This is a genomic window from Mycolicibacterium sp. HS_4_1 (assembly GCF_054515875.1).
Map to the genome: position 1 here is coordinate 4,939,693 of NZ_CM137261.1, position 18,778 is coordinate 4,958,470.

Sequence of the window (18,778 nt, forward strand, 5' to 3'; positions counted from 1 at the left end):
GTGACTTTAGTGCACACCAAATACGGTGTGTTGCTCGCAAACACGCACACTGGCGGGAGATAGCCGCAGCACGGCTCGCGGGAGGGCTAGGCCGCCAGGGCGCGGCGCTCGCCGAGCACGGCGGCGTAGTGGCCCAGCAGCTGGTCGCACACGGCAGGCCAGGTGCGGCCGAGCACGCTGCGGCGGGCAGCCAGCGAGTACCGGGGCCGTTCGGCCAGCAAGTGGTCGACGGCGGCCGGCAGGGACGCCTCGAAATCCGTTACGGGCAAGAGCAATCCGGTGTGCATGGGCGTCACCAGATCACGCGGGCCACCGGCATCCGGGGCGATCACCGGCAGACCCGACGCCATGGCCTCCTGCACCGCCTGGCAGAACGTCTCGTGTTCGCCCGGGTGCACGAACACGTCCATGCTGGCGTAGGCCGTGGCCAGCTCAGGGCCGTACAGCGCACCGGTGAAAACCGCCGTCGGCAGGAGCTTTTCGAGCTTGACCCGGTCGATGCCGTCACCGACCACCACGATCTGCAGATCGTTCCGTCCGGCCAGCGCGGCCAGGCGCTCGACGTGCTTCTCGGGAGCGAGCCGGCCGACGAAACCGACCACCGGCTTGCCGTCAGGCGACCACTGCGCCCGCAGCGCCGCACTGCGCGCGGACGGCGCGAAACCCGTCACGTCGACGCCGCGGCCCCACTTGTGCACACGCGGAATACGATGGGCAACAAGGTCTTCCATCGTCGCGGTAGACGGCGCGAGGGTCCGGTCGGCCCGCGAGTGCAGATGCCGGTTCCAGGCCCAGGCTGCGTTGGTCATGATGCCGACGCCGTAACTCTGGGCGAACCCGGCGATGTCGGTCTGGAACACCGCGACGGTCGGGATACCGAGGAAGCGCGCGGCGTGCAGGCCGCCGTAGCCCAGCAGCGCGGGTGAGGCCAGGTGAACCACGTCAGGACGAAAGTCGCGGAGTACCCGCACCATTCGCGGCCGCGGCACACCCAGCGGCAACGACGTCACCTTGGGGAACATGCGGGACGGGACGCGGTGCACAGGAACATCCCCGTAGGCCGCGGCGGCGGGCTCTTCGCCACGCGGGGTGTCCGGCGCAATCACCAGTGCTTCATGGCCATTGCGGTGGAGGTGCTCCAGCACCCGGAGCACCGAATTGGTGACGCCGTTGACATTCGGGAGAAAGGACTCCGCCACGATCGCAACTCGCACACCTGCAGGCTGGCAGCGCAGCCTGACCGTCAGGTTGCCGTCAGGGGTACGCGACGCGAAGACCCGCACAACTCGGGTACCCCCGGTATCGTCTGTCGCACCCGCGGGGAGAAAGGGGTCGGCATGCGTCTACCTCGGTCTTTGGCGGCGCTGGCCATCCTCCTGGCGCTCACGGGCTGCGGCCGCACCGTCACCGGATCGGCGCAACGGGACCCGAATCTGCCGGGCGTCTCCCTCACCTCGGACGGCTTCGGGATCATCGCAGGCCGGCCGGACGCCCCCGCGCAGATCGAGGTGTACACCGAGCCGCAATGTACCCACTGTGCGCATCTGCAGAGCACCGACGGGGCGCAGATGAAGAGCCTGATCGCCCTGGGCCTGCTGACCGTCACCTACCGTCCGGTGACGTTCCTGGACACCGACTACGGCTATTCGGCCAAGGTCGCCAATGCGATGTTCCTGGCCGCAGCGCACGGTACGTCGGCCCCGGCACTGCAGGCGTACGTCGCGACGCTGTGGGGGCACCAGAACCCCGGCGGTTCGGCGCCGTCGGACGAACAGCTCGCGGGCTGGGCTGCCGACAGCGGCGTCAGCGGCGAGGACGTGGCCGGCATCCGGTCAGGTGCACACGCCGTCGACACCGACGCCATGACGCAGACCAACGAGACCCGGCTGCAGGACATCCTCGAGGGGGACGCGGGCACACCCACGGTGTACGACCTCACCACCAACGCAGTGGTCGACATCCAGGAGGACGGCTGGCTGACCAAGCTGACCGGAGGGCGGCAGACCGTCTAACCCAGCCGGCGCTGCACGAGCGTGACGATGCCGAGCAGGACCGCGGCGACCAACCAGCCCACCACGGCGATCGACCCCGCCGGGATGACCGCGAGCGACGCGTTGCGGTTCTGCACCCTCACCAGGTCCGGGTCGCTGCGGTCGTATTCGACGTAGATGCGCATCCCGGTTTCCAGCTCAGAGGGGTACAGCACGCCGAGCTCGGGCCGGTAGGTCACGCGATCGGGCGTCACGAACTCGATGGTGGAGCGCCGCGGGCCGGCGGACAGCACCTCGGCGGCCGCGGTGCCCATGTTGTGCTCGATCTGTTGGTCGTTGCGCCACGCACCGAGCACCAGCAGCACCGATTGCAGGGTCACCAGGCAGGCCGTGATCACGATGCCGATCCGGACCCGACGAAGAATGCGCTGCGACCGGGTCTCCTCGCCGTTGCCGACCAGAAACGGGATCAGCTTGTCCCACAAGGCACTGGCTCTGCAGGTCAGGCCCGCCCAGCTCATTCGGCGGCCTTGATCGCCGCCCGTATCGAAGCGTGCAGGGACCGCAGCGTGGAGCGATCGGCCTTGACCTCCAGCACGCGCATGCCCTCGAACGGTTCGCGCAGCGCGGCGGCCAGCCCGTCGGCTTCCACCTGACGGCATTCGACGTGGTACGCCCGGCACAAGGCGGCGATGTCGACGTCGTGCGGAGTGCCGAAGATGCGCGACGACACGTCGGAGAACCGGGGATCACCCTGTTCGAGCAGCTCGAAGATGCCGCCGCCGTTGTCGTTGGAGACGACGATGGTCAGCGCATTCGGCGTCGGCTCGGTGGGGCCGACGAGCAGCCCCGAGCTGTCGTGGACGAACGTGAGGTCACCGATGAGCGCGACGGTCCGGCCGGTGGTGTGCGCCAGGGCGGCACCGATCGCGGTGGAGACGGTGCCGTCGATGCCGGCGACGCCGCGGTTGGACCGCACCGAGATACCGTGCGAGTTCAGCCCGACCAGCGCGGCGTCGCGCACCGGGTTGGAGGCGCCGAGCACCAGTTGGTCGCCGGGCTGCAGGCCGTCGGCGACCGCGGCGGCCACGTGCAGGCCGGTGGTGAGTTCATAGGCCGCGAGCTGCTCGCGTACCGCGTGCTCGGCCCGGGTGTTGGCCTCGGCACACCGGCGCAGCCAGGCCGGGTCCGGCGTGCCGGAGGTGATGGCCCGGGTGCCGGTGGCCTGCGAATTGCCGGACACATCGGGCCAGCGCGGCCCGGTGGTCAGGGCGTAGACGGGCACCGACGGATCGGCGAGCAGCGCCGACACCGGACGGTGCAGCGTGGGCCGGCCCAGCATGATCACCTGGTGCGGCCTGACCAGCGACAGCGCCAGCGGGTGCAGCGGGTTGTCGGCCGGCGGTGCGGTCGGTTCGGCGACGGTCGGCAGGTGCGCCAGGTTCTCGTGGCGGCCTGCGCCGTGGCCGGCGATGACGACGGTGTCGGCCGTCAGGTCGATCTCGAGCGGCTGGTCGAACGTGACGGGCGGCGTGTAGGTCCACGGCCGGCCGTCGGGACGGCCCTCGGGTGCGTACGCGGCGTCGTCTTCGGCGTCAGGTACCAGCGGCTCCCGCAGCGGGATGTCGAACTGCACGGGGCCGGCATTGGCGGATCGAGAACCCTTGGCCGCCACCAGAACTCGACACGTCGCCGATCGCCACTGGGCATTGGAGTGGGCCCAGGACGCGGCATCTTCCGGCTCGGCCAGGCCGAGGCTGATGGTGGCCCGCACCTGCGTGCCGAAGTAACCCAGCTGCTCCATGGTCTGGTTGGCACCGGTGCCGAGCAGTTCGTACGGCCGGTTGGCACTCAGCACGATCAGCGGCACCCGGGCGTAGTTGGCCTCGATGACCGCCGGCCCGAGGTTCGCCACCGCGGTGCCCGATGTCATCGCGATGCAGACCGGAGAGCCCGCCGATACCGCCAGGCCGACGGCCAGGTAGCCGGCGGTGCGCTCGTCGATGCGGACGTGCAGCCGCAACCGGCCCGCCCTGTCGGCATCTGCCAGCGCGAATGCCAGTGGCGCGTTACGCGAGCCGGGGCACAGCACCACGTCGCGGACGCCGCCGCGAATGAGTTCGTCGACGACGACCCGCGCCTGAATCGTCGACGGGTTCATTGCTACAGCGTGTCACACCGGGTTGGCCGCGAAGAATTCCAGCATCGCGGCGTTCACCGCGTCGGGACGCTCGATGAAACCGAGGTGGCCGGCGTCCGGGATTTCCAGGTAGCGGCCCAGCGGGATGGCGTCGGCCACCTCCTTGGACAGGTGCGGCGGCAACACGACGTCGTCGGCGAACCCGATCACCTGGACGGGCACCGCGATCTGCTGGTAGGCCGGCAGCCGGTTCACCTCGGGCGCGACGGCCAGCTGGGCGCGCAGCCCCGGGGTGGGCTTGGTCGGCCACATGGTGAACATCTCGATCCAGTCCTGGACGGCGCGGTCGTCGTTCAGGGTCTTGGGCGAAAAATTCTCCAGCAGACGGTTTTTCGCGTCCACCTCGGGCGGCAGCTCGATGCCCGCGGCCAGCAGCGCCCGCTCGGCTTCCCGGAAGAAGGTGCGGGCGCGGTCCTCGCGGCCACGCGTGGCCATCAGCACCGCCGAGGACACCAACTCCGGCCGGGCGACCATGAGCTCCTGAGCGATGAACGACCCCATGGACACCCCGACGACGCGCACCGGACCACCGACGACCTTGTTGATCAACGACGCCGTATCCGCGACCACCTGGTCGGTGGAGAAGCCGATGGCGTTCTCGGTGGCGCCGATGCCGCGGTTGTCGAACGTGATGCAGCGGAAGCCGGCCCGCTGGAACGCCGGCACCTGATGCAGGTGCCAGGTGCGGCCCGCGCCGCCCCGGCCTGCGATGAACAGCACCGGCTCGCCATTACCGCGCTCGTCATATGCCAGATTCACCCGGCGGAGGTTACTGGACCCGGGATTTGTGCACGAAAAAGCACGCTGACCGTACTAAATCGTGCACAAATCCCTCGGTCAGCGGCGGGAACGGAGGCGCTTGAGGGCCTGGTCCCACAGCAGCGCCGTGGTGGCCTTGAGTTGTACGGGTTTGAGCAGCTCGCGGGACATCAGCGCGGTCGCGCCGGCCTTGGTGGCGGCCGAGGCCTTGGACATGTGCCCGGAGTCGAACGGCGGCTGCGGGTCGTATTCCATGGACAGCTGGATGGCCTTGGCCTTGTCTTCGCCGGCGATCTGCGCCGCAAGCCACAGGCCCAGGTCGATGCCCGCGGACACGCCCGCACAGGTGACGATGTGGTCCCCGGCGGGCACGATCCGCTCATCGGTGACGGGTTCGACACCGAAGGTGCGCAACAGTTGCACGGCCGCCCAGTGTGACGTCGCGCGTTTGCCGGTGAGCAGACCCGCCGAAGCCAGGATCACGGACCCCGAGCACACGGACGCCGTCCACGTGGTGGTCTGATGGGCCCGCCGGATCCAGTCGAGCAGCTTTTCGTCGCGGGCGTGCTCCATGGTGCTGAATCCGCCCGGGATCAGGATGATGTCGGGCGACGGAGTCTCGTCGAACGAATGGGTGGCGCCCACCAGCAGCACGCCGGAGTCCGCGGCGATCGGACCCGGCTCGTGCCACACGAAGCGGACCTCGGCATCGGGCAGGTACCGCAGGGACTCATAGGGCCCGATGAAGTCGAGGGCGGTGAAACCGGGATAGACCACGATCGCGATCTGCATGGATTCTCCTTTTAGGCGAAGGACTTTCGGTACAGGTCTGGTGAGATGCCGACCCGGCGGGCGAAGTTGCGGCGCAACGTCTCTGCGCTCCCGAAGCCGCACCGGGCCGCGATCGCGCTCACCGTGTCGTCGGTCTCGGTCAGTTGGCGGCGCGCCGCGTCGGTACGGATCCGCTCTACGTAGACCCCGGGCGGCTCTCCGACCTGCTCGGTGAACACCCGGGTGAAATGCCGAGGGCTCATCACCGCACGCCGCGCCAGGTCCGGAATACTATGGGCGGCACCAGGTTCGGATTCGATGGCCTCTTGCACCTCGCGGATCGGCTCGCGCTTTGCCCGCGGCATCCAAACCGGCGGGGCGAACTGGGTCTGTCCCCCGGTCCGGCGCAGGTGCAGCACAAACCAACGGGCCACCGTCTGAGCCACCTCGGTGCCGTAGTCGTCTTCCACCAGGTTCAAAGCCAGATCAATACCGGCGGTGATCCCGGCAGCAGTCCACACCCGGTCGGAACTACGGAGGAAAATCGGGTCGGGATCCACCATGACGCGGGGAAATTCGCGTGCCAGGTGTTCGGCCGAAGCCCAGTGGGTGGTGGCGCGGCAGCCGTCGAGCAGTCCGGCCTCGGCGAGTAAGAAAGCTCCGGAACACACACTGACCATCCGCCGGGCATTCGGCGCCACCGCGCGGATCCAGTCGATGACCGCTGGGTCCTTGCGGGCGGCTTCGATACCAAAACCGCCCGGGATGATCACCGTATCGATCGCGCCGCTCGGGTCAGGCGCCGGTGACGCCACGAATTCCAGGCCGGTCAGCGTGCTGATCGGTCCAAAACCCACCGATACCAGACTGACCTCGTAGCCGGCCGGCTGTTGTTGCGCGGCCAACTGCAGGGCAGCGCCCGTGAACACGTCGTGGGGTCCGACGATGTCCATGGCCTGTACCCCGGCGAAACCCAGGATCACGACAGATCGCGTCACACCTCCATGGTGCGACGCCGGCACCATGGCGTCTACGCCATGGTGCCCACAAATTAGGACACAGCTGTCGTCACGACGTGGTCCGGCCGAAGAGCCCGTTCGCGAGCCGCTGGAGCACCCCCGGTGCCGGGTTCGCGGCAATCTCGGGCGCCGCATCACGCGGCGTCGCGTCGTAACCGACGGCCCGAACGGCGTCACACAACTGGTCCGCGGTGATATCGCCGGCCGCATCGATGCTGGCCGTCTTCGTCGCCAGGCTGACCGAGGCTCGGACCCCGTCGATCTTGTTGAGTGCCCTTTGCACGCGGCCGGAACACATACCGCACGTCATGCCGGTGATGTCGAGATAGATCGGGCGACCACCCGGCACCTCGTTCTGCGGTTCGACCAGATCAGTCAACGTCATTCCTCACAATCCGGAGCGCACCACGCCCCTAGTTTCACCAGTCGTCGGGGAGCGCCGCTCAGTTCCTGACCGCAACACCGTTGGGTGCCAGGACGCCACGCAGCGACTCCGGCGCACTCACCGTCTGCGTGACCGACTCGAAGTCGATGTCGATGGTCGGGTACTCCGCCAAATACTCGGCGTAGGTGCGGCCGCGCAGCCGCGCGCCCAATCCGATCCAGGCGTCGATCACCGCCCATCGCAACGGATTCTGCTGTGCCCATGCGCTCCGGTCCAGCCGGTCTTTCCACTCTTCGACGTCGATCACGTCGAATCCGAATCCGCCGAGAAATTCGGTGTAGTGCACCTTTTCACCACGCAACACCGTCATGCCGCGGCCCAACTCCACCGCCGAGGACAGCCTGGGAAGCAGTCCGAAAATGCCGTGCGCGGCAGCCACGCCGGTGGTGACCTCTTCAGCCAACGGTACGTTCGGACACCGCCTCAGGGCCGTACAGGCGTCGAGGATCGAGACCAAGATGTCGGCGGAGCACTCGATTTGGCGGCTGTCACCGAGCACACGCGGCAACCGCACGACGGTGAAATCGAGTTCGTCGGGAGCACGCGTCACGACCAGCTCCGCCACCGACTTGGACGCGGCATAGGGGTACGGCGCGAAGCGGGGATCGGTGACGCGGGGTGCCGTCACGTCGGCGTTCACCACGAATGTAGACAGGTGGACCAACCTGGCGCCACGGCGCACGCACGCCTCGGTAATCCGCGCCACCGCATCGACATTCGCCGCTCGTAGTTCGCGATACGGCACCAGCACGTTGGTGTTGCCGATGCCATTGATCACCGTCCTGGCGCCGAGGCCATCGAGCAGAGCACCCAATTCGCCTGCGCCGAAGACTTCGGGGAGGTATGCGATCTCGACTCCCTCCAGGCCGCGCAGACTCGCCCACGGATCCCGTTCCGGCAGTGGTTTTCTCGCCACGAACACCACCTCCGGGAATGAGCCCCCGCGTTGCTTGAGTTCGAGAACCGACCGGGCGAACCCGGTGCCGAGAATCCCCGACGCGCCGAGGACGACGATCGTCTGGCCCCCGCGGCCGAGCGGCAGTCGGCGGGCGCCCGGTGCCACGACGTGGCCCTGCCGCTCCAACGCGGTCAGGTCATCGGCGATCTCGTGGGCGGTCGCGTCATCCATCCAGTTGTCGATCGCAGGACGGCAGTCGACGACATTGGCTGCGCAGTCGGCGCTGATCAGATCGAGAATGGACAGCTCCCAGTCCAGGAACCTGCGGGTGTCCGGCAGGATCTTGATCAACTCGAGCGAGCCGATCCCCTCATCGAGCAGCGAGGAGTGCGGCCCGATGGCCCGACCCAGCTGCCGACTCCAGATCGCAGCAAGTCCCGCGGCTCGGAAATCGGAATCACCCGGACCCGACCGCTCCGCCGAAAGCTGATTATTCACAGTCAATTTCGCACGATCGACCTTGCCGCTCGGTTTGCGCGGAATGGCCGGTACGCCGGTCACCGCGAACGACGGCACTCGCAGGGCTCTCGCGATGTCGCGGATTCGTGCACGCACGACGGGGTCGTCGCCGGCGGTACGGGTGAGCACGGTCCGGAACCAGATGCCCAGACCGGCGCCGACGGGCTCGACGGCGAGATCAGTCACGTCGGGGTCCGACGAAATCCGGCGCAACAGCTCGGCGGTGTCCACGCGCTTGCCCGAGATCTTGACCACCGCATCGCGCCGTCCGGCGAGCATCGGGAAGCCGACGGGATCGCAGGTGACACGGTCGGCAGTGGCGAATGCCCGGTGCCGTTGGCCCCCAACGTCGGATACCGTGCCGAAGCTGGGATTGTCCATGCCGAGATAGCCCGCGGAGACCAACTCGCCAACGACGACCACTTCGCCAAACCCGACGAACACCGAGCCCGGCACCAGTGGGTGGCCCAGCCTGGCGGCGGTGTGCGGCTTGAGGCTCCGCCCACCGGCACTGATCGGCAGTGCTGTGACCACGACCGTGGTCTCGGTCGGGCCGTAGGTCGATACCAGTGATATCCCTTGGACCGCAGGAGAATCGAGCCAACGGTCGACAGCAGTGGGGCGAATGGCTTCGCCGCCGATCATCACCTGGCGCAGTGCCGAGCCACCCAGTGCCGCCATGGACTCCCGGTCTTCGCAGAGCAGATGCCAGATCGCGGTGGGCAGATCGACGATGGTCGCGATAGTGGCCGCGATATCGCGTACCAGCGCCGACAGGTCGCCGGTACGCATCGCATCGGACCGCACCACCCTCGCACCGCTACTGACCGCGACGAACACTTCTTCCACACTGATGTCCGAAGTCAGTGGGGCGCACTGCAGAACGGTGTCTGCCGGCCCCCAGCCGTACGCGGTTCTGGCGGCGGCACAAAAAGCCGCCAGCGAGCCGTGCGAAACCGGCACCAATTTGGGTTGGCCGGTCGAGCCAGACGTCGGCATTACATACGCCAACTTGGTAGCCAGCCGTTCGTCACGGGTGACGTGCTCGATTCGCTCTTCGACGAGCTTCGTCAACCGCTCATCCAGCTCGGGTAACGTCGCGGAGACGTCAATGACGTGCGCAGGCGTATCGCCCTGCGCGCCAATGCTGTCGGCCCGCGTGCGCACCTCGTCCGTCGCAGCACAGACGCTGTAGCCACAGCCCGCCAGATGACATGCGACCAACAACTCGATGGCGCGCTGGGATTCGTCGTCGACGAACACCAGCACATCACCCGGCTCCGCGCCGACACGTACGATCTCGGCCACCCAGCGATCGACGCCGGGGCTGCGGCATAGCGACCGGTCCACCGCAGCATCCAAGAACCAGGCTTGCGCCGCAGGGAGTTCGGGTCGAGGCACCCCGACCGCGGCCCGCAGCCTCCCGTCGGCAGCCAGCCCGAACCATTCACCGACGGTCAGCGCGATCGGATCATCCCAGTGCGACGCCATCGACCTGAGCGCGCCGACAATGCGCTCGGTAGCCCCGGACCAGCCGGTGCGGCCAGCCGCATCGATTCGATTCCAGATCGCGACATCGAGCGTGCGCTGATTCTCGTCGTGGACGCACGCCACGGTCATTCCCTCGACCGGGCCGATATCGGTCACCACCGGTGGTTCGGACAGGTACGCGCCTAGCTCGACCGCACACCGGCCGCGCATGAAGTTCACCGTCAGCGCCTCGACGTGCATGCTCCGATTGATGGCCAGATACATTCGGCGATAACGCTCTTCACGAAACCATCGGCGCCGTACCGCTTTGACATAGCCGCGGTCCAGTGCGGCGACCACATCGGCAACCGAGGCGAAGGCCGGGAACCGCACCGGTTGAGCAACGGAATTGACCAGGCAGGTCGCGACATTCAGATCCGGTTCGCCGAATCGATTGTCGACGGGATACACGAGCAGGGTCTGAGTGCTCTGCCGCAGACTGGCGTGTACCGCCACCGCCGCGGCGGACACCAGGATGTTGAGCGGCACCTGCCGAGCCTCGGCGAGAGCGACGATGGTGTCGTAGGCCTCGCCGGCCACCCTTAGCGATTCCTGCAACACGCCGCGGCCCGCCGTGCCCGGCACCGCATCACCAGCGCAGTCGGCCGCAGCGCCGCGCTGCGCCTCCTCAGTGAGCTCGGCCTGCACCACCGCGGCGAAGCGTTCGGTTGATTGTTCGACCTTCGCCCGCTCACGGTGGTGGGCGCCGGCCAGGGAATCTAAATCGACTGCGGTATAAGGCTTCTTGTCGGAGCCTCCCAGGTGGCGCGCCAGCTCGGCCTCGATGATCGCCGTCGCCCCACCATCGAGTAAGAGGTGATGAGTGTGCACATCCATGCCCACCACCCGCGCATCGGTGTCCGTGTGCACGGTGTAGCGCACCAATGGGGTGGACAGAATTCCTGCCGACCAGGTGTCCTCGAGTCGTTGCTGTCCGGCGCGGTCGGGCTCCTGGATACGAATGACGTCATCGCACTGCAGCCCGGGCACCAGCATGGGGTAGGTGTCGTCCCCTGCGTCCGCCGGCGTCAGGACGCACAACTGAATGGGGTTGCCCAGGATGGTTGCCCTCAGCGCGGACAGGAATGCCGACAGCGCCACCGGGCGGAAGCGATAGCTCTTGCCGATCAGGTACAACGCCGGATCGGGGTCCTGAAGGACGCCGTGGTAGATGTTCTGCTGCGAGATGGTCAGCGTGAGCCCACCGATACGACCATCGTCAGTCGTTGTCACAAAGGACATTCCAGCACCCGGATCCAGCCGGCGATCGACAGATCCTCCGCGAGCCGCGACGGCAGGTCCGATTCCCGATCGACCCCCAGCCGTTTCATCAGCAGCACGAACCGAACCGAATCGAGCCCGAGTTCACGCAGATCGGTGGCATCGCCGTCGAACAAATCGGATTCGTCGATGTAGAGGACGTCGCAAACGGCTGCCAGCACGCGCGCGCGAATTCCCTCAGCCATGAACCGCGGCAGCGAGAGAGGCGCGAATCACCTTGCCGGACTGCGTTCTCGGAATCTCGGGGACGATGATGATCGCCGACGGCCGCGCCATCGATTCCGACTCGGACCGGTAGCGGGCGGCGATCGCCTGCTTGAGCTTTCTCGCTCCGCTCTCGTCGAGGTCTGTCGCCGGAACCACCGCCAGCCCGATGAGCGCACCGAACTCGTCGTCGGGTATCTCGTAACAGGCTGCGGCGCCCACGCCCGGAACACTCTCGGCAATCCTGTCGACCTCATCGGGAGCGACGTTGACACCGCCGGAGATGATCATCTCCGACGACCGGCCCTTGATGTAGAAGAAGCCGTCGGCATGACGTTCGAACAGATCGCCGGTGTTCACCCACCCGTCGACCAGAACCTCTGCCGTCCGTTCCGGGTTTTTCCAGTAGCCCAACATGTTTGCCGGTGATTTGATCCACAACGTACCCGCGGCGGCGGGCTCCGTCCCGGCCGTCGGCGGCGTACGGCCGTCACCACCGGACAGATGGACCTCGACCCCTGGATAGGGCCGCCCGACCGCACCAGCCTCGATCCTGGCAATCGACCCGTCGGCGGTCGGCAGACACAATGCCGTACAGCCGGTTTCGCTGAGGCCGAACACCTGCGCGGTGTGAATGCCTGCCGCCTCGACGAATTGCACATCGGCGGCGATGGCGCGGGATCCGCCGTAGCCGACCATCCGCAGCGGCGGCAACGCCGCCCCGGCCTTCACCTCGGCAACCAGTCGCGTCAACAGCGTCGGCACCAGGCATGTCGAGGCGATGCGGTTCGCCGCCAGTATCTCGATCAGCGACGTTGAGTTCTCTCCACCGGTGACACATTCGCTGCCCTGCATCAAGGAGTTCAGAATCCACCACAGTCCGCCGATGTGGGTGGCCGGCAGTGGTGAATACGTGGATTCCCCTGCCACCCAACTGATCCAATTCAAGTTCTCGCGCGCCAGAATGTCCGCCACGGCGAAGAAGGTGCGGTTGGGCAGGAGCACGGCTTTCGGCTCGCCCGTGGTGCCGCTGGTGAAGATCATCGCCAGCGGGTCCTCGGCACCGAGCTCGGATCGGAGGTCCAACGATCCGGCGTCGGCCGAATCCGTTGCTTCGGACTTGATTTCCACCGCGAGCGCCGGGACCTGCTGCATAGACGCGGGCAGCGTCGATGGTTCGGAACCCGGCGGCAGCAGCACCGCGCTGGGTTCGGCGACCTCGGCGAACCGATCGACGGTAGCCGGCGGCATGTTGCGGTCCACCATCACCGCGATCCCGCCGAGCTGTGCACAGGCCAGCACCGATAGGTACGTCTCGGGGCTGTTGTCCGACAACACAAAAACCCGCGCGCCCCGAACTACCCCTTGTGCCGCAAGGTCAGCGGCGAGGCGACTCACCTCGGTGACCAGCTGCCCGTATCGGACCGCACTGGTTCCATCGCAGCGTCGCAACGCAATTGCCTCGGGTCGCTCCCGGGCCTGCGCGACGATGCGCGAGAGCACGGTGGCTGAATGATCGGACATTCCTGGCTACTCCCCTGTCACTGCGTCACGGAATGTTGAGCACCGCGAGTTCGAACTCGCCGAACGCCGATCCGCCGTCTTCGTCGAAATATTCGATGGCACACGGAATTTTCAAGTACCGCCAGGTGCGCTCGACGATCTCGATATCCTTGCACACCAACCGCGCGGAGAATTTCTGCGCATTGATCGGGCGCTTGTACCGAGACGACGTGGCCCGGATCAACATGCTCGGCAGCTGATGTTCGAAGTACTGCTCGACGGACCAACCACGCATCCCGGCCACTTCCCCGCGCGCGACCGCGGGCGCGAAGGCGCTGTAGGCGAGCTGGTTGAAGCAGAGCACCAGTTCAACTGCATTGAAATGCCCGGTGCTGCGGATATATACCGGCTCGGGAATGCTGAAGTTCCCGACCGCCAGCATCGAGTCGTCGGTCGCTCGATACTGAGCATCGATCAGATAGCGACATCCCTTGTAGGAGTACGGCTCCAAGACCCGAGCAAGGAGATCCTCAGCAATCGGCGAGGTCTCTTCGTCCGCCGGATCCGCCAGGTCATTCGACTTCAGATCAAGGGTGCTCATGCGGCGTGTCCAGGGGTGGCCAGACCGTCCAACATAGTCAGGCGGTACGTGGTCAAGGTACCGGAGGCGGTGCCATGCTTGGCGCGGTGCATCAGAACCCGGTTGTCCCACAGGATGATGTCGCCCACCTCATAGTGCTGTGTGTGGATGAACGGCGAGCAGAAGTGGGGATCCAGCTGGCCGGAGTCCGTCAACAGCTCCTGCAAGATCGCCGGGTCGAGCAGGTTGCCGTCGGCGTCCTCGATCTGGCTGGTTCCTGTCGAGCAGATGTAGAGGATCTCCTGGTCGGTGTACGGGTGCCTGATCACGGTCGGCCATTTGATCGGTGGCGTGGTGCGGTTGATCTCGTCCCACACCTCGCCAATCGGCTTGTACACGTCGCTGGGCCGGATCTTGATGTGCCGCCGCGGATCATGGGTGCTGAGCGTGCCACGCACCGGATGCTGGCGGGTTGCCGGGAGCGACTCCCAGAATCTGTTGAGGTCGATGAAGTAGGTCCCGCGATCAGTCCCCGGTACTGCCAGCGGCATGACCATGGAGAAAGCAAAAGGCTCTGGCATGAACATGTAGTCGATGTGCCAGAAAGCACCGGTCCGGGGCACACCCTGCCCCTCTTCTGTAGACGATACGAAGATCTCCGGGTGGTCCTTGTGGTGGTAGACCGGCTCGTAATAGGTGACGACCTCACCGAGAATTCGGCCGAGTTCGATGAACTGCTCCGGCGACGGATTGACATCTTTGAGAATGACCATCTTGTTCTCGTAGACGATCCGGCGGAGCTCGTCAGTGGAGACATCGGCCAGGTCGTTCGGGTCAATCCCGGTAACGTGTGCGCCGAGCCCCGCGCCCTTGACATTGAGAGTCATCGACTCGCCTCTCTTGATTGACATCGTCATTCAGTTGATCCGCAGATGCGTTGCAGCACTTCGCCAAAACACTTCCTGTTCCACAGCAGCAGTCGGGTCGGCGTGCCAAAAAGTTCCCGATCGCCGACGATCAATCAGCTACTCTTCGGTAACTCCGTCGCCGGAATTCCAGGTGTTCGGCAGCAGTGGGGCAGCTGCGTTCATGCCCGCCTGTGATCGCTCGACCAAGCCCGCAGGCGCGAAGCCAGTTGCCGATCGCGCGCCGGAAAAGCCGATGGGCCCGGCGCCCTGGCCGCCTACCGAGATGCCTACGTTGTTTTGCGGATCCGGTTCACCCGCTGCGCCATCCAGGTCCAGATATTCGAACCGGTGGCCGTGCCCGCGGCTTCGGGCGCCGCGGGCACGCCGGGCACGGCGCGCACTGGTGACCAGGGCGCGGGCCGCGGCCGCCGCGGCAATCGGATTGACAACGGCTTCAGGCGTTTCCGCATCCGACTTCGGTCCGGCACCCACCGCCGGCGGCTCCGGACCTAGCACCGCATAGCTGGCGGTGGGTACGGCAGCCGGAGCAGCCGGAGCGGCCGATACGGGCTGAGGTGCTGGATTGGCGGTAGGTGCGGCGGGGCTCGCCGAGATGAGCGGGGCCGGAACGGCAGTCGAATCAGGTCCACGTGCGGCGTGCGTCGCGGACACGGGTTGAACGGACTCGGGAACCGGAGTCGTTGCGGCCAAGGGAATCTTGTTCAGCAACGCGAGGGCACCCAGCGCGCTCAATGCCGGCGCGAAGAAGGGAGCCAGCAGCAGTAGATAGGACGCGTAGTACGGATACCACAGCACGTCATACAGCCAAAGCGCCACGAAGGCAAGCGCGGCGGCCGTGGCGGGGCTGAACCCCAGTTGTTGGAAGAAGTACCGAAAGTTCTCGAGCAGCTGCCCGATCTGACCCGGCGTGCCCAGTTGCTGGATGAACGTCGCAATGTCACTGAGCAGTTCGCCGGGCGAGGTCGGCGGGTTCAACAGCAGGCCCTGGGGCTGGACGTCGGCCTTGAGGATCTCCGGAGCCGGCTGGGCTACCGGAACCGTCGCCAGTGCGCTTTGCGAAACAGCCTGGTAGCCGGTCATCGTCTCGGCCGCCTGCACCCACATCCGGACGTAGTCCGCTTCGTTGAGTGTGATGGGAATGGTGTTGACACCGAAGAAATTGGTGGCCACCAGCACGCCGTTGACGGCATGGTTGGCAGCCAGTTCTGCCAGTGATGGCATCATCGCCAGGGCAGTGCTGTAGGCAGCGGCAAGGGTTTCGTGCTGTGCAGCAGAGAGCGCGCTGTTCGCCGCCGACTGCTCAAGCCAGGCCAGGTAGGGCAGGTGCGCGGCCAGATACTCCGCCGCACTCGGCCCATCCCAGGCGCCCGCCTGGACATCGCCGAGGATCGCCGTCAGTTCGGCGGCAGCCTGCTGGTAATGCGCGCTGAGCTGTTGCCACTGAGCAGCGGCGGCGAGCAACGAACCCGGGCCCGGGCCGGCACTGAGCAGCGCTGAGTGGACCTCTGGCGGTAACGCCATCCAGATGGGCGCAGTCACGGCTAAGTCTCCTCGCATGGTGCGACGCGCCGACTCGCCGTCGAGGGCGCGACGGCACGGGTACAGACGGCGACTGACAAGCACCCTTGATCTTGTAGTCGGCCACGGCGCCGAAAAGTTCCGATTGCACCACTTCGTATCGAAATCACCACGACACGAAGGCTATTCAGCCCGCACGCTGCAGACTCACACGCGAGTCGGGTGACATCACGACAATCATTGGTCGTACGGTGATGCCATGCCCGCAATCGACGCCCGCCACCTCGACGGGGTATCGGAAACCGCTCTGCTCACCTTGCACCAGCGAGCCTCGGAGGCTGCCAGGGCCGACGGCATCATCGACGACCCGATGGCCGTCGTCCTGAGGGATGCCCTCGACTACGACTACGAGAACTTCGGCCGGGTCCACCAAGCGACCGCATTGCGGGCGCTGGTGTTCGACAACATCACCCGGGACTACCTCCGAGCACATCCGCGGGCCACGGTGGTCGCGTTGGCCGAAGGTTTGCAGACGAGCTTCTGGCGACTCGACAACGGCGAGTTGACCTGGCTGTCAGTCGATCTCGAACCCATCATGCAACTGCGCGAACGATTGCTGCCGTCCTCGCAGCGACTTCGGCACTGCGCCCAGTCCGCACTCGAGACGTCCTGGCTGGACGAGGTGGACGCGCAGGGCGGCGTGCTGATCACCGCCGAGGGTCTGTTCCAGTATCTGGATCAGGACACCGTGTTCACCCTGATCGCCTCATGCGCAAAGCGGTTTCCCAACGGCCGTTTGGCATTTGACAGCATTCCCCGCTTCGTGAGCTTGCACTCGCAACGGCGAGGCTTCAAGCTCAGTACGGAGTACACATCGCCGTCCATGCCATTCTGGTTCACCGCCGATCAGTACGACGAGTTGCGGTCGATTCCCGGAATCCGGACGGTACGCGAGATGCGCTACCCGCCTGGCCGCGGCCGGCTGCTGCCGTGGGCCAACCGGCTGTCCCGGCTACCCGGCCTCGCCCGCTTCCGCGCCCCGGTAACGCTCATCGAATTTGGTGGATAGCCAATCGCTTACAGTCGGGCGTGGGCACCGCACAACTCACATCGCATTGGTCGGCCGATGCGCGCACGGAATTCCCATCCGTGGATACTGCGCCGGCGCGGCCTACTCGAGGTGTGCCGAGAGGCCGAAATCCGCTACCGCCGCCGACACCACTTCCGCCAGTCCTGCCCTGGTGTTGGGCCGGTCCGGTTCCCACGAGGCGACGCTGAACCAGACCTTGCCGCGCATCGATGCCGCTGAGATCAGCAAGTGCCCGCCCAACCTGGTGAGCGTGTTCGCGGTGACACCGGCCTCGCCGCCGCGCACCCCGAAAAAGTCCGCATCGGTGCCATCGGGCCGGTTCACCGCATCTGGGATGTCGCCGATGTTGCTGCATCCCACGGGTTTCCCGACTCGCAGGACCAGATTCTCGAGGCGACGCGCAACCAGTTTCGGAGTGAAGGGGGTCAACGCCAATGGCGCCAACATGGTCTCCCGACTCTCTCCCAACTCGGTGAGTGCCTGTTTTATGGCCGCGCGCAGATCGGTGAGATCGACGCAGATCTGGTCCGGGTCGGCCAGCACCGTGATGCCACTCAACGGATTGGCCCGAGTATCACCTTCGATGCGGTCGCTCACCGGAACCGACAGCAATACCTGGCCGGCGTCATCGAATCTTCCGAGCCGATATCCGACGCGACTGGCAAATCCGGCGAACAGGACATTGCTGGTGGCACCGAGGGACCTTGCCCGGTCACCCCACTCAGATGCGTTGATGCTGCCGTAGATTCGTGGCACCACCACCGCTCGGTCCCCAGACCTCTGCAGCCGAGCCGGGCCACCGGCCTTGACCGAGCTGGACAGATCATCCCGTTGGTCGCGAGCGATGCGTGCCGCAGCCGAGAACGCGGCCGGAATGTCGCGGCCCGACCGGAGGGTCAGCGCGAAGTCCTGCCACAACCGCCCGCTCCGCGGGACACCGTCGGGAAAGCCGAACTCTCGCCTGACGCCATCGACGGCATCGGCGATCGACATGATTCCGGCCACCGCATCAGCGATTGTGTGCGACACCGCCAGTGACACCGCGGCGCCGCCCCCTGTCAGCGGCTGCACCCCGAGATGCCAGGGCGGCCCCAGTTCCGGGTCCACGGGCACGAACGACCGTTCGTCGACCCAGTCCCAGACCTCGTCCCTGCTGCGCTCGCACGCAGCGATATCGACATCGTCGGGTTTGCGGCATGCGACCCAGCGATGTCTGCCGAGCGGCAGCAACGAACGCTCGATACGCCGACCAAGCAAGGTGTACTGCAGGTGACGATGAAAGCGAAGTAGCCCCTCGAGATCGACACCGCGCTCGTAGATCCAGACGTACTGGATCACCGGGCCACGGCCCAACGCCCGCAACGCCAGAAACGACGCCTGATCGATGTAAGCGAGGGTGTTGTCGGCAGGAGCACTCACCGGGTAATACCTTTCCGAGTCGATTGAGGCGCGCGCGGCAGTGACCGGGCCGACAGCAGCACGAAACCGGTCCCGGACGTATCGGGCCGGGCGTACCGACGCGAGAGCAGCCTACGACCTCG

At 66.3% G+C, this 18,778-nt stretch carries 16 protein-coding genes; 2 read left to right on the top strand and 14 right to left on the bottom strand.

Annotation, left to right across the window (positions count from 1 at the left end; translation table 11 throughout):
• Nucleotides 1–86: 86 nt before the first annotated feature.
• Nucleotides 87–1,214 (bottom strand): glycosyltransferase family 4 protein, encoded by a 1,128-nt coding sequence (locus ACX12F_RS23880; RefSeq protein ID WP_459366761.1) that lies wholly within the window; start codon nt 1,212–1,214, stop codon nt 87–89.
• A 123-nt stretch (nt 1,215–1,337) separates the two neighbouring features.
• On the opposite strand from ACX12F_RS23880, the gene ACX12F_RS23885 reads away from it, so the two are divergent.
• Nucleotides 1,338–2,012, top strand: coding sequence for a DsbA family protein (locus ACX12F_RS23885; RefSeq protein WP_459366762.1), 675 nt, complete (start codon nt 1,338–1,340; stop codon nt 2,010–2,012).
• Here ACX12F_RS23885 and ACX12F_RS23890 read toward each other — a convergent pair.
• The 12 genes from ACX12F_RS23890 to ACX12F_RS23945 all read right to left on the bottom strand — a co-directional run bounded on the left by ACX12F_RS23890 (nt 2,009) and on the right by ACX12F_RS23945 (nt 16,168).
• Complete coding sequence (locus tag ACX12F_RS23890) at nt 2,009–2,512, bottom strand: DUF3592 domain-containing protein (protein WP_459366763.1); 504 nt, start codon at nt 2,510–2,512, stop codon at nt 2,009–2,011. The two genes, ACX12F_RS23885 and ACX12F_RS23890, sit on opposite strands and share 4 nt — an antisense overlap.
• Nucleotides 2,509–4,152: a 2-succinyl-5-enolpyruvyl-6-hydroxy-3-cyclohexene-1-carboxylic-acid synthase gene (gene menD / locus ACX12F_RS23895; protein WP_459366764.1), complete on the bottom strand. Its 1,644-nt coding sequence runs from the start codon at nt 4,150–4,152 to the stop codon at nt 2,509–2,511. Before menD ends, ACX12F_RS23890 begins: the two co-directional genes overlap by 4 nt.
• 12 nt (nt 4,153–4,164) lie before the next feature.
• Nucleotides 4,165–4,950 (bottom strand): alpha/beta fold hydrolase, encoded by a 786-nt coding sequence (locus ACX12F_RS23900; protein ID WP_459366765.1) that lies wholly within the window; start codon nt 4,948–4,950, stop codon nt 4,165–4,167.
• 78 nt (nt 4,951–5,028) lie between these two features.
• Nucleotides 5,029–5,742 carry a DJ-1/PfpI family protein gene (locus ACX12F_RS23905; protein ID WP_459366766.1) on the bottom strand — a complete coding sequence of 238 codons (714 nt, stop codon included), beginning with the start codon at nt 5,740–5,742 and terminating at the stop codon, nt 5,029–5,031.
• 11 nt (nt 5,743–5,753) lie between these two features.
• Nucleotides 5,754–6,719: a GlxA family transcriptional regulator gene (locus tag ACX12F_RS23910; protein WP_459366767.1), complete on the bottom strand. Its 966-nt coding sequence runs from the start codon at nt 6,717–6,719 to the stop codon at nt 5,754–5,756.
• A gap of 70 nt (nt 6,720–6,789) precedes the next feature.
• Nucleotides 6,790–7,125: a heavy-metal-associated domain-containing protein gene (locus ACX12F_RS23915; protein ID WP_459366768.1), complete on the bottom strand. Its 336-nt coding sequence runs from the start codon at nt 7,123–7,125 to the stop codon at nt 6,790–6,792.
• Between the two features lie 58 nt (nt 7,126–7,183).
• Nucleotides 7,184–11,365 (bottom strand): AMP-binding protein, encoded by a 4,182-nt coding sequence (locus tag ACX12F_RS23920; protein WP_459366769.1) that lies wholly within the window; start codon nt 11,363–11,365, stop codon nt 7,184–7,186.
• The gene (locus tag ACX12F_RS23925; RefSeq protein ID WP_459370483.1) at nt 11,362–11,586 is read right to left on the bottom strand and encodes an acyl carrier protein; all 225 of its coding nucleotides are present in this window, start codon (nt 11,584–11,586) and stop codon (nt 11,362–11,364) included. The genes ACX12F_RS23920 and ACX12F_RS23925 overlap by 4 nt, the downstream gene beginning before the upstream one ends.
• A 4-nt stretch (nt 11,587–11,590) precedes the next feature.
• Nucleotides 11,591–13,141, bottom strand: coding sequence for a fatty acid--CoA ligase FadD10 (gene fadD10, locus ACX12F_RS23930; RefSeq protein WP_459366770.1), 1,551 nt, complete (start codon nt 13,139–13,141; stop codon nt 11,591–11,593).
• Between the two features lie 25 nt (nt 13,142–13,166).
• Complete coding sequence (locus ACX12F_RS23935) at nt 13,167–13,721, bottom strand: FcoT family thioesterase (protein ID WP_459366771.1); 555 nt, start codon at nt 13,719–13,721, stop codon at nt 13,167–13,169.
• Entirely contained in the window at nt 13,718–14,587 is an 870-nt protein-coding gene (scoE, locus tag ACX12F_RS23940) for a (3R)-3-[(carboxymethyl)amino]fatty acid oxygenase/decarboxylase (protein ID WP_459366772.1), read from the bottom strand. Before scoE ends, ACX12F_RS23935 begins: the two co-directional genes overlap by 4 nt.
• Before the next feature lie 138 nt (nt 14,588–14,725).
• Nucleotides 14,726–16,168, bottom strand: a complete 1,443-nt coding sequence (locus ACX12F_RS23945) for a PPE domain-containing protein (protein ID WP_459366773.1) — start codon at nt 16,166–16,168, stop codon at nt 14,726–14,728.
• Nucleotides 16,169–16,406: 238 nt separating this feature from the next.
• Between ACX12F_RS23945 and ACX12F_RS23950 the strand changes: the two genes are divergently transcribed.
• Nucleotides 16,407–17,216 carry a class I SAM-dependent methyltransferase gene (locus ACX12F_RS23950; protein WP_459366774.1) on the top strand — a complete coding sequence of 270 codons (810 nt, stop codon included), beginning with the start codon at nt 16,407–16,409 and terminating at the stop codon, nt 17,214–17,216.
• Nucleotides 17,217–17,318: 102 nt separating this feature from the next.
• Here the strand turns inward: ACX12F_RS23950 and ACX12F_RS23955 are convergent, their stop codons facing one another.
• Complete coding sequence (locus ACX12F_RS23955) at nt 17,319–18,656, bottom strand: hypothetical protein (RefSeq protein WP_459366775.1); 1,338 nt, start codon at nt 18,654–18,656, stop codon at nt 17,319–17,321.
• Nucleotides 18,657–18,778: the final 122 nt, after the last annotated feature.